Annotated in this window: 9 protein-coding genes; 3 read left to right on the top strand and 6 right to left on the bottom strand. The window is 53.5% G+C overall.

The features are described 5' to 3' along the window. Positions 1-6: 6 nt before the first annotated feature. The 6 genes from SMB34_RS13040 to SMB34_RS13015 all read right to left on the bottom strand — a co-directional run bounded on the left by SMB34_RS13040 (position 7) and on the right by SMB34_RS13015 (position 5,966). Complete coding sequence (locus SMB34_RS13040; protein WP_037990564.1) at positions 7-1,353, bottom strand: type 2 periplasmic-binding domain-containing protein; 1,347 nt, start codon at positions 1,351-1,353, stop codon at positions 7-9. Positions 1,354-1,426: 73 nt separating this feature from the next. Then, complete coding sequence (locus tag SMB34_RS13035; protein WP_037990562.1) at positions 1,427-2,014, bottom strand: DUF2889 domain-containing protein; 588 nt, start codon at positions 2,012-2,014, stop codon at positions 1,427-1,429. A 129-nt stretch (positions 2,015-2,143) separates the two neighbouring features. Further along, positions 2,144-2,593: a CBS domain-containing protein gene (locus SMB34_RS13030; RefSeq protein WP_007089044.1), complete on the bottom strand. Its 450-nt coding sequence runs from the start codon at positions 2,591-2,593 to the stop codon at positions 2,144-2,146. 236 nt (positions 2,594-2,829) lie between these two features. Then, positions 2,830-4,104 (bottom strand): HlyC/CorC family transporter, encoded by a 1,275-nt coding sequence (locus tag SMB34_RS13025; protein ID WP_007089045.1) that lies wholly within the window; start codon positions 4,102-4,104, stop codon positions 2,830-2,832. Between the two features lie 123 nt (positions 4,105-4,227). After that, positions 4,228-5,367 carry a 3-dehydroquinate synthase gene (aroB, locus tag SMB34_RS13020; protein ID WP_037990560.1) on the bottom strand — a complete coding sequence of 380 codons (1,140 nt, stop codon included), beginning with the start codon at positions 5,365-5,367 and terminating at the stop codon, positions 4,228-4,230. After that, positions 5,364-5,966 carry a shikimate kinase gene (locus SMB34_RS13015; RefSeq protein WP_051682284.1) on the bottom strand — a complete coding sequence of 201 codons (603 nt, stop codon included), beginning with the start codon at positions 5,964-5,966 and terminating at the stop codon, positions 5,364-5,366. The genes aroB and SMB34_RS13015 overlap by 4 nt, the downstream gene beginning before the upstream one ends. A gap of 611 nt (positions 5,967-6,577) precedes the next feature. Here SMB34_RS13015 and SMB34_RS13010 point away from each other — a divergent pair. The 3 genes from SMB34_RS13010 to SMB34_RS13000 all read left to right on the top strand — a co-directional run bounded on the left by SMB34_RS13010 (position 6,578) and on the right by SMB34_RS13000 (position 11,521). Next, entirely contained in the window at positions 6,578-8,512 is a 1,935-nt protein-coding gene (locus SMB34_RS13010; protein WP_037990717.1) for a hypothetical protein, read from the top strand. A 12-nt stretch (positions 8,513-8,524) separates the two neighbouring features. Further along, entirely contained in the window at positions 8,525-9,463 is a 939-nt protein-coding gene (gene xerD / locus SMB34_RS13005) for a site-specific tyrosine recombinase XerD (RefSeq protein ID WP_037990559.1), read from the top strand. A gap of 213 nt (positions 9,464-9,676) precedes the next feature. Continuing rightward, entirely contained in the window at positions 9,677-11,521 is a 1,845-nt protein-coding gene (locus SMB34_RS13000; protein WP_037990557.1) for a GGDEF domain-containing protein, read from the top strand. Positions 11,522-11,616: the final 95 nt, after the last annotated feature.

Here is an 11,616-nt window from a genome sequence, read left to right as displayed (position 1 = left end):
CCAAAATCAGCTGTCGGGTCGCAGTGCCCCTGAAACATCAAGGCCAACCGTCATTGCCGCGATAACATCTCCGGTTTCCGGATTGATGATCGGAACCGTAACCTGCGACAGAAAGGCACGGGTTGATCCATCAAAATAGATGTCGGCGATCTGACTTATATCCGGGTCATGGCTAATGGCGACCTCGAATTTCTGCTCATCTGATTGATCGAAATCGGTCGTCAACCGGTTCATGCCGATAACCGCGCCGTTGGTATCGAATACGAATATTTCGGCAATATTGTCGGCGTCGCTTTCCTGAAAGGCCCGCAGGATATCGGAAAGCGGATTTTCAAGGATTTCGGTTGCCTTCGGGCTGGCAATCCCGCCTTCGCTGCCCTGACGCCATTCGCGATCGATTTCGACAATCGCATGAGGCTGAATTTGTGCTCCACCCATTGCGGACCGTACCGCCCCAACAAGTTCCGCATTCGCCGCCATGGCGCGGATCGCCGGTAATTGCTGACGAGTAATCAGATCACGTTCCCAATCCTCAAGCTGCATGGGTAAGGTTTCGCATGCACCCAGCGCCGTATTCAGCGACGCAATTAGCCCGGGATTAAGGCGGGTATATTCCCGCCCAATATAAACAACAAGCGGGGCATATCGTTCGAACTGGACGTTGAACTGATCTTCATGGTTGCCCATGCTGTCGCGCGCGGCCTCGAATGTCTGTTTGTCGACCAAGGCGTATTCAACGCGCCCGGCCAGGACCTGCGAAATCAGGGAGTTGATGGACGGTGCCTTGGCAATTTCCTGATACCCCTGCTCTGCCAGCCATTCTGCTTCGTTGGAGCCAAGGATGGCACCAACAGAAAGCAGACTGTCGGGTGTCGGGCTTGACGCGAAACTGCCCTGTTGTCCGGCAGCTGAAATCCAGACCCATTTTTCAAGTGCTAACGGCAAGGTCGGCTCGGCGTATTCGTCCATGAAGGAGCTGATCCGCGCCAGAAAGAACCCGTCCGCCTGCCCGTTTCGCACCATTTCCCGATTGCGCTGGCGGGGTGCAATCGCGATCCCGTACCCAACCCCGATCCGGTCAAACGCGCAATTCAATACTGCGATGGAATAGCCTCGCAAAATGCCATTCTGCAATTGCTGATAGGGAGGCTGAAGATTGGTTTGAAGAATGAGGAATGCGTTCTTGTCCGATGAGCCGGTAGAATCCTGTGCTTGTTCCTGCCCCTGTGCGGGAAGGCTTTTCAGCGTAATCACAAACACGCATGCCATCAGGCCAAGCAGCAAAATACAGCTATAGGCCGACGCAAATCGCCCCGAAAGATTTTGTCCTGATGGCTGTGTATGGCGTCTCATGCAACACCTGACATTCACCAAACCCCGTCACCGGTGATATTGGGTGTAATAACAGCGTTACAAGACTGACCGCTTAGTCACCGGTATACATATCGGGCGCAATGCGTTTGACCGCCGCACCGTCACTTCGCCACCCGTGGCAGCTATTCACCAATGGAGATCGGCGCTTTTTCGGCGGGTTTGGCACCGTGCCATCCTTTTCCGCCTGCTTTCGGCGTTCTTCGGCCTCGCGGGCGCGGATCGGAAAGATTGTCTGAAACGCAGTCGTTGCCACCGGTCCCATCAGTTCGGTCAGATGCGTGCATCCGTGAATGCCACCAACCCGTTCGCGAATCTGCTGTTTCAACCCCGGCCCGATCCGAAGTCCGACAAGTGCGGCGTAGTTCGGGGCAATTTCATCACAGGCATTGAACGGGGCATGATCAGTGACGGCTTCAACCGCACTTATCACCATGTCATCCCCGACAGTAATGCGCAGCCACATTTCATGGATCGGTACACCGGCGGGAATTTCGCCGCGGTCGTTATTTTCAAACCCGTATGTCTTGGTATCGGTGATATGGCCTTCGATATCCCAAAGACCGTCCTTGCGACGATATCCGGTGCAGGTAACGTTGCGGGTATGGATATGGTCACGTTCCGCAGGGCTGGATAAGGGCATGGCATATATCTCCTTTACGTAAACGTAAAGACAGTAACTGGTACGTTGTCAACCTTCAAAAACGCAGAACGGCTGATGCGGAACCTCCGCATCAGCCGCCCAAAGCATATTTCATGGACTAAACCTGATTTACGCGACGCCGTAATCGGACCCGAAAATAAACTTTTCGCGTTCGCGCAAATCTTCTTCAAGCTGTGCCTTTACGACATTGAACAGATCGCGGATCGACACCATGCCGACGACATTTTCCCCATCAAGCACCGGAAGATGTCGGTAGCGGCGCGCACTCATCAATTCAAGGGCATTCATCGCCGTATCGCCGGGTGCAAGTGTATCGGGATTGGCCGTCATAACCTGTTTAAGGGGGGTAGATGCCGCATCAAGACCCTTTGCGACAACCCGGTTTACAAGGTCACGCTCTGTAAAGATGCCGGCAAGCCTGGCATTGTTATCGACAATGATCACGGCACCGATCTTGCGTTCGGTCATCATATTAACGGCGTCCATGACCGAGTCTGCTGGATTCAAGGTTGCGATCGACTGCTCTTTGACCACACCAGGTACGATTTTCGTATCCATGTTTTTCCCTCTGCGGGTTGCTGTTGCCACGTGCCCTGCCCCGATCAGATTGCTGAAAACAACGCATCAAATGCGTCCGGGGCCCTTATTTGCAATTGGCCCTGCAATCACATCGATCAAGACCTTTGTCGATCATTTTAACCGATAAGTAGATTTATAAGAACATATTTACACCCAGGAAACAAAAAGGGCCGCCCGGTTTCCCTTGCAGCCCGTTTGTTTTGATGCAATCAATGCTAGTTCGTATCGTCGGTTGCGACTTCGCGCACTTCACGTAATTTGATGCGGGTTATCTGATTTCGAATGCGACGCAGGACTTCGAATTCCAGTCCATGGAATCGGAACTGCTGTCCGACATCGGGAATACGGCGGGTTTCATAAAGCAACAACCCGGCAACGGTTGCGGCCTCTTCGTCGGGCAAACGCCAGCCAAAACGACGATTAAGGTCACGAATGGTCACATCACCGCGCACAATGACCGATCCATCGGTTTGCGGCTGAACACCAACAACCTCGACGTCGGTTTCATCGGCGATATCGCCAACAATTTCTTCAAGGATATCTTCAAGCGACACGACGCCTTCGAACGCCCCATATTCATCGACGACAATCGCGAAATGCTCGTGACGTTCCTTGAACGCCTTAAGCTGATCGGCAAGCGTGGTGCTATCGGGGATGAACCAGGGTTCGGAACTCAGCATGCGAACATCTTCTGCCGTTTCAGGCTTTGCCCCACGGACGATTGCTTTCAACGCCTCACGCGCATGCAAAACGCCAACGATGTTATCCGGATCCTTGTCATAGATCGGAATACGCGTATGCGGGCTTGCCAATACCGTATCAAGGATTTCTTCCATCGGGCGCGTGATATCAATCATCTGCACCTTGCGACGGTGCACCATGATTTCCCAGACACCGACATCCTCAAGGTCAAGAACCCCATGCAACATGGTGCGTTCGGCATGATGATCACCAACAACGACGTCATCCGCATGCAATTCAATGGCACCGCGCAATTCACGCTCGCGGTCGGTTCCCGGGCCATCGCCGCTGCCAAAAAGGTGCAGGGTGGCACGTACCAGCACCTGAATGGTCTGGGTAACCGGCGCAAAAACAACAACCAGAATACTCATCGGCCGGGCAACGCGCAGCGCCATGCTGTCTGCGTGCTGAAGCGCATAGGTCTTTGGCAGAATTTCAGAAAATATAAGCACAAGTGCCGTCATGGCCGCGGTCGCATAAACGACGCCGCGTTCACCAAAAAGCTCGATCATGACAGACGTTGCCAAGGCAGATGCCAGAATGTTGACAAGGTTGTTACCCAGCAGAATGGCACCGATCAGCCGCTCCTGATACTGGCGCAACCGGTTGACGATCCCTGCCCGCTGATCTCCATCCTGTTCCTTGTGATGCATGACTGGCTTTGATGCTGCTGTCAGCGCAGTCTCCGAGCCAGAAAAGAAAGCCGAAAGCATCAGCAGGATAAAAATCACGACAATCGTGATTGTCATTCAGGTTCGTCTCCAATGGGTGTACGCAACAGATATCTACTTTGTGCTGTTGCGGCGTATCAGGTCAATCTCTGATCGGGCAAGTCATCAAGTTCACAGTCGCTATTGCCCCGAACTTCTGCCTTAGCCGTGGCAGGAACGGGTAATGGCAGCACGCATTTTCTGAATGTCCATCGCCTTGGATGTAAAAGCCTTGCCGATACCACGCGTCATGACAAACGTGATTTCACCGTCACGAACTTTTTTATCGCGCGACATATGGCCGATCAAACGATCAATATCCCAATGCATGCCCGGAACTTCGGACGCACATACCGGCAAACCAACCGATTTCAGATGACTTGCAATCCGTTCTTTTTCGCCAGCCGGGGCCATGCCCATTGCCGCACAAACGTCATGGGCAATGACCATCCCCATCGCCACGGCTTCGCCATGCAGAAGCTTTGCGCCGTATCCGGTTTCCGCTTCCAGCGCATGCCCAAATGTGTGACCCAAATTCAATAGGGCACGTTTCCCAGACTCGCGTTCATCCTGAGACACGATCCGCGCCTTGGCCGCACAACTGCGCATCACGGCTTCGCGGCGCTCCGCACCATCGTTGCTCAAAACGGCTTCGGCGTTCTGTTCAAGCCAGTCAAAGAATTCCGGATCATCAATCAGGCCGTATTTAACAACCTCGGCGTAGCCGGCAAGCATTTCGCGGCGCGGCAATGTATCAAGAACCGCCGTATCTGCCAAAACAAGGCGCGGCTGATGGAATGCACCGACAAGGTTTTTGCCCGATTTCGAATTGATGCCTGTTTTGCCCCCAACCGAACTATCGACCTGTGAAAGCAGGGTTGTCGGAATTTGAACGAAATCAAGACCACGCAAAAGCGACGCTGCAACATAACCCGCAAGATCGCCAACCACCCCACCGCCAAGTGCCATGATCAGGGTCGAACGTTCGATCCCCATCGCCAGAATCTGTTCGATAACATCTTCGAACACGGCAAAGCTTTTGGATTTTTCACCGGCAGGAACGATCACTTCGCGATGCGCGATACCCGCCCCGTCAAACGATGCCAGAACCACCGGAAGATGGCGTTCCGCCACCGTCGCGTCACTGATAACGACGACACCGGCCTTTCTGACGAACGGCGCGATATGGCTTGCGGTATCTGCCAAAAGATTGCTTCCGACCAGAATATCATAGCTGCGCGCACCAAGTTCGACGCGCAAAACGTCATGATTTGCCGCAAGAGGAGACGTCTGATTGCTCACCGGATTATATTCCCGTCTTTATCGAATGAACGGCCAAGCAGGGCAATGACCCCGTCGCGCGTTTCTTCCTTGGAGGATTCGTCACAGTCAAAAATGATGTCTGCTCCGGCATAAACCGGATAGCGCGCCTCGATCAGATCGCCAAGAATCTGACGCGGATCGCCATTATTGAGCAGCGGACGATGCGTTCGCCCGCTGGTACGTTGCAGCAACAGATCAAGGTCGGCACGCAACCAGACCGAGACCGATTTGTCCAGAATAAGTTCCCGGGTTTTTTCGCGAATAAACGCACCACCACCGGTCGCAAGCACAAGCGGCTCGCCATCCAGCAGACGCGCGATTACGCGTTCTTCACCTTCGCGAAATGCTTCTTCGCCGTATAGCTTGAAGATGTCGGCAATCGAACAGCCTGCGGCTTCCTCGATTTCACGATCAGCATCAACAAAATCCAGATCAAGTGCCTTGGCGACCATACGTCCGATGCAGCTTTTCCCGGCCCCCATCAGACCGATAAACACCAGCGGTCGGCCTTTCAGCCCTGTCCGGATATTTGCAATCACGTCATCGCGCAAACCCGACTCGGCAATATTGCTCTCCATGATCGGTTTGCAGTCCTGTCTTTAATCCGGTTATCACACAATTTACCCATTTCTTTAGGCCAGCTGCGGCCTGAACGCAAGCAAACCGCGCTGTTCACCGACAAATTCCTTCGTTACACAAGGGATCTGAGCAATTCCGATACGGAGCGAGATTTGCGCACCCGCTGAAAACTTTTGGCCATCGCGTTAACCCTCTGTGAGGACCCGGACCCTAAACTGCCTTTATATCGCCGAATTGGAATGTCATGGAAAAGGTTCGGGGAACGGGGTTGGAGAAATCACAGGCTGAATTCATGGCTTTGGGCCAAAGCGGTTCGGCTCTGTCTTGCATCTTTTACCGGGCCCCGCATACTGATCTTTGCGCATATAGAACCAACGCACCGAAGTCTGGATAACCATGAAGATAATTTCGCGTCTCATTTTATTGCTGATTATTGCTGTCATCGCTGGTGGCGCAACATTTTTGGTCACCTGGGATATTCCATCGCCAACGACCCAGATGGAAGAAACCATCCCGAATTCGAGGTTCAACTGACATGCGCTTGCGTTCTCGCCTGCTGATGCAATCCTGTTTCGTCACAATGATGGCAGGGACAGGAATCACCTTGCCCGTGGCTTTTGCCAACGCGCAGGCACCGGTTCCGCTGTTTTTGAAACAGGAAGCAGAACAGAACGCAAATTCGCAACCGGATGCGACCGCCCCTGCAACAGGCGGCAATTCGGGCCCAAACAGCAATTTTGGTCAGGGTACCGGTACACTACCAGATACATTCCCAAGCGACCCCGACGCGGTCCAGACGGTTACGTTGCAAGCTGTTGATGCTGAGGCCGTTGGTACACTGGGACGTGAACGTGGCGGATTTGGTGCCGATATGTGGAACGGCACAAGCCGGGAAACGGCGGCACGTCTTCTGACAGATATTCCGGCAATGCCCGCAACGCATACGGGCCGCGACCTTGCACGTCGCCTGTTGTTAAGCATCGCGGCCGTTCCTGATGATCACAAGGAAATCAGCATGCTTGAAACGCGTGCTGCCAAGCTGATCAATATGGGTGAACTGGACGGTGCGATTGATCTGGTCCGCGCCACACCACAAGGGGCACGGGGCTCGCTGCTGGCACAGGCAGAAGTCAATGCTTTGATGATTGCCGGAAAACTTGATGATGCCTGTGCGGCAATCGATGGTTACAGCAACAGCTTCGACGATATTTTCTGGCTCAAAGCCGCTGTCATGTGCGCGCTTCATGCCAATGACCGGACATCGGCATCGTTTTCGACAGATCTGGTCCGCGAAATGGAAGGCGAAACCGACAAAACCTTCTTTGGTCTGGTATCTGCCATCCGGAACGGATCGGCGCCGTCGCAAGACATTCTGAACTCGCTGAACACGTTGCGCCCGATCGATATTGCGCTTCTTGAAATCGCCAAGCAAAGCATTCCGACCAATCAGCTTGAAACCGGTAATGCCGCCGCCATTCTGGGCATGATCAATGCGCGTGCAACGTCGACCGATGTGCGCCTTGAAGCCGCCCGCAAAGCTGAAAAACTTGGCCTGATCGAAGCCGCGCAGTTGCGCAAGATTTATAGCGACGTCTCTTTTGACGCAGATGCGATAGCCAATGCGCTTGACGATGCCCCCGAAGGGGTGCAGGCCCGCCAATATGCCAAACTGTATCAGGCGGCCACCAAAAGTGATGTTGCAGCAGTCCGTGCGGAAATCCTTGCTGCCCTTTATGAATCTGCAATCATCAATGGTGATTTCGTTCAGGTATCACGCCTGACGTCCGATCTGCTGACCGATATCCCGGTGAATAGTGATTTTTCGTGGTTTGCGATTGATGCGCTAAAATCCTCGATTGCGGCAAACAATATGGAACGTGCGTCCGGTTGGCTGCAAACCGCCAAAAACAGTTCCAATCCGGGCAACGATATCGAATCCCGTCTGATCCTTCTTTATCCGGTTCTGGCACTTGCCGGACTTGAAGATACCGGAACACCAACCGCCACCGAAATGGCAGACGGGTCGAATGGCAGTGTCACGGTTAATCTGCCCGACGATGGGGCAACAACGCCTGTCCGTTATGGACTGGGCGGTGCTGTAACTCTTACGCCACCAGCCAAAACTTCTGCACCGATGAACGACGCACAGGCCAAACACCGCGCCCGTATGACCGAATGGCAGGAAATGGACGCCGCCCGCGGCGATCAGATTCAGGCAAAACGTGATTCAGAACTGATCTTTAGCCTATTTGACGGCTTTGGCATTGAAGTCCCGATTGCACTTTGGGATGCGCTTTTGACCGCGCCCTATCTTGATGAACGCCAAACCGTAAGCACGGCAGTCAACCATCATCTGGAAACCGCAGCAATGAATATGCAGCGCGGCAAAACCGTCGCCCTTGCCATTCATGCGCAGCAGGTTGCAGGGGTTCCCAACGGTGACCCAAAGGATCTTTCGGACGCGGTTGCCGCACTCAACCATATCGGGCTTAACCGCGAGGCACGCCGTCTTGCCGTCGAAATCCTGATGGCTCGAAGCCAATAACGGACAGATATCGTGGCACAGCCGCTTAATAGCAATCTTGTCGCGGCCTTTCTGGAAATGATGGCAGCAGAACGTGGGGCAAGCATTCATACGCTCGACGCGTATCGCCGTGATCTGGAAGATTATGTTGCAAGTCTGAAAACGCAGAAATCGGACCTGATCGGTGCGCAGGACACCCATGTCCGGAAATATATGGCATCGCTTGGCGATGCAGGTTTGGCGCCGCGAACCCAGGCCCGTCGGCTGTCCGCCGTCCGGCAGTTCCACAAATTCCTTTATGCCGATGGATATCGCAATGACGATCCATCTGCCCATATCGACAGCCCCAGGCAGGGCAATACATTGCCAAAATTCCTGACCATTGATGAAATTGATCGACTGATTGTCACCGCCACCAATCATGACGGCATCAAGGGCAAACGCCTTCTGGCGATGGTAGAACTGATGTATGCCACTGGCATGCGCGTCTCCGAACTGGTTGAACTGCCTTTTGCCGCTGCAGCGCGTGACCCGCAAATGCTGATCGTTCGGGGCAAGGGAAACAAGGAGCGGCTCGTCCCGCTGTCCGATCCTGCCCGTGATGCCTTAAGGGATTATCTTGAAGTCCGGGCATTGTTTATTCCGGTCACCAAGGCAAACCAGCCCGGCCAATCACCCTATCTGTTTCCGTCGCGCGGCAAATCGGGTCATCTGACGCGCCAGATGTTCCTCAATATGGTCAAGGACCTTGCCGCCGAAGCCGGAATTGCCCCGTCACGGGTTTCCCCGCACGTCTTGCGTCATTCCTTTGCCAGCCACCTTCTGGCAAACGGGGCCGATTTGCGCAGCCTGCAACAGATGCTGGGCCATTCGGATATTTCAACGACACAAATCTATACCCACGTCCTCGAATCGCGTTTACGCGGCCTTGTGCAGGAACACCATCCACTTGCTCAACTGCAACGTGGCTGACTTCGCCCGCCGGAATCACAAAATTTGTCTAGCTCTCTGTATAAGAAACCTCGACCAAATGCTGTGAAAAGTGTCGGTTTTCTGCGGATGTCATATATTCGTAACTGTACTGTCATCAGGTTGTTGCCGATCCTGCGTTAGGAGCTTTGCATGTACCGTGATGCTCCTGCCGTTCAGAGGATTCAGTAAATTTTTCAAGATCGGGGAATAGCCTTGGCATTTGATGCGGAGGATGAACTGACCGCGGACAGAGCTGCCGGCTCGGCACTCCGCCTTCGGAACTGGAAGCAGATCGTCGAAAAAGTCGACTTTGCCTTTCAACCGATCGTCAACCCGCATACCGGGCACATATTTGGCTACGAAGCGCTTTTGCGTCGCTGGGAAGACAGCGGCTTTGAGTCGATCCAGTCCCTTTTCGATACGGCGTGGGAAACCGGCAATCTGCACGGCGTTGACATGATGTTGCGCGAAAAGGCGATTGCAAAGTTTGCCCGCCTGCCCGAAGCACGCCGATTGAAACTGTTTTACAATTTTGACAGTCGTGTTGTCCGTACCCCGGATTATCAGCCGGGCCGCACCGCCGAATTGCTGCGTAAAGCCGGTCTTGAACGCGACACCATCTTTCTTGAAATTTCAGAACGTCACGACATCAGCAACGCCCAATACCTTCAGGATATTCTGACGCGATATCGCAGTCAGGGTTTCAAGGTTGCGATCGACGACTATGGCAGCGGCTTTGCCCAGCTTCGCGCGCTTTACGAATGCGAACCAGACATCATCAAGATTGACCGGTTCTTTATCGACGGGATTGATCGCGACCGGCGCAAGGAACTGTTTGTATCCCAAATCACGGCTTTCGCGCATATGATTGCCGCACAGGTCGTGGCCGAAGGCGTTGAAACCCGCGAAGAGTTTTTGTGCTGTCGACGGATCGGATGCGATCTGGTGCAGGGATTTTTCATTGCACGGCCATCGGTCGACCTGCCGGAACGTACAGATATCGTCCCTGCCATTTCCGGGGTTGCGATAGAAAACCGGCGCGGGGTAGAACGCGACGGCGATGTTTTGCGGTCCTATTTGCTCGAGACGCCACCGATCGAAAACAACATCAATCCGGTGGAAATCCTGTCCTATTTCCAGAAAAATACCGACATCGCCATTGCACCGGTTATCAACAGGCAGGGCGAACCGCTTGGCGTGATCCGGGATTCAGATTTCAAGGCTTTCATATACACGCCATTTGGTCGCGAGCTTTTGCAAAACCCGGCCAACCGCACAAATATCAGCCGTTTTTTGCGCCGCTGCCCGATTGCCGATATCAATACCAGTCTGTCAGAACTGCTTGAAACCTTTGTCGCGGCAAACTCGCTTGATGGTGTGATCCTGACTGAAAAGGGGGTTTACCTTGGCGTGCTTGATCAAAGTGCGCTGCTGCGCGCGGTTAATGAACGCAATACGCTAAATGCACGCGATGAAAATCCGCTGACCCGTCTTCCGGGAAACAGTGCGATTTATCGCTATGCGGCCAACGCACTTGCCAAACCGCGCCGCCGTCGCTTTGCCGTTTACTTTGATTTCGACAATTTCAAACCCTTCAACGACCTTTACGGTTTCCGGCAAGGGGATCGCGCGATACTGCTTTTCAAGGATATATTGGGCAAAGCGCTAAGCCAGAATGACTGGTTTGTTGGTCACATCGGCGGCGATGATTTCTTTGCCTATGTCCAGTCAATTGACTTCGAGGATGCCGTAAGTGCGGTTCAACGTGCCCAATCCATGTTCGATGAACAGATCAAAAGCTTCTATGACGCCCAAACCCGCGATCAGGGTTACCTGATCGGCAAGGGGCGCAACGGTGAAAGCAGCGAATTTCCTTTGATGACGGTTAGTGCTGCATTGGTACGTATCCCGCCGGAACGCACAGACATTACGCTTGACCATATCTCGATCGAGGCCGCAAAACTCAAAACGATTGCCAAAAATAGCGTGACCCGCTTTGCCGCGGGCCATTATGACGCGCCGGACAATATCGCGCCGATGATACAGGAACCCGGATAACAGGTGATACGCGTTATCGTTGCAAATAACGCTTTTCTTTAAAATCACTGACGCTAAAATCCGGAAAATACAGCACACTTGTTTTGCTGCCCGTC

It is taken from the genome of Thalassospira permensis NBRC 106175 (genome assembly GCF_000714555.1).
Classification (GTDB): Bacteria; Pseudomonadota; Alphaproteobacteria; order Rhodospirillales; family Thalassospiraceae; genus Thalassospira; species Thalassospira xiamenensis.
Note: the sequence above shows the minus strand (reverse complement) of the source record. Positions and strands in the feature narration are given on the sequence as shown.

Bases quoted from the DNA above. Each gene is read 5' to 3' on its own strand.
- SMB34_RS13040 (WP_037990564.1), bottom strand. From the start codon at position 1,353: ATGAGACGCCATACACAGCCATCAGGACAAAATCTTTCGGGGCGATTT.
- SMB34_RS13035 (WP_037990562.1), bottom strand. From the start codon at position 2,014: ATGCCCTTATCCAGCCCTGCGGAACGTGACCATATCCATACCCGCAAC.
- SMB34_RS13030 (WP_007089044.1), bottom strand. From the start codon at position 2,593: ATGGATACGAAAATCGTACCTGGTGTGGTCAAAGAGCAGTCGATCGCA.
- SMB34_RS13025 (WP_007089045.1), bottom strand. From the start codon at position 4,104: ATGACAATCACGATTGTCGTGATTTTTATCCTGCTGATGCTTTCGGCT.
- SMB34_RS13015 (WP_051682284.1), bottom strand. From the start codon at position 5,966: ATGGAGAGCAATATTGCCGAGTCGGGTTTGCGCGATGACGTGATTGCA.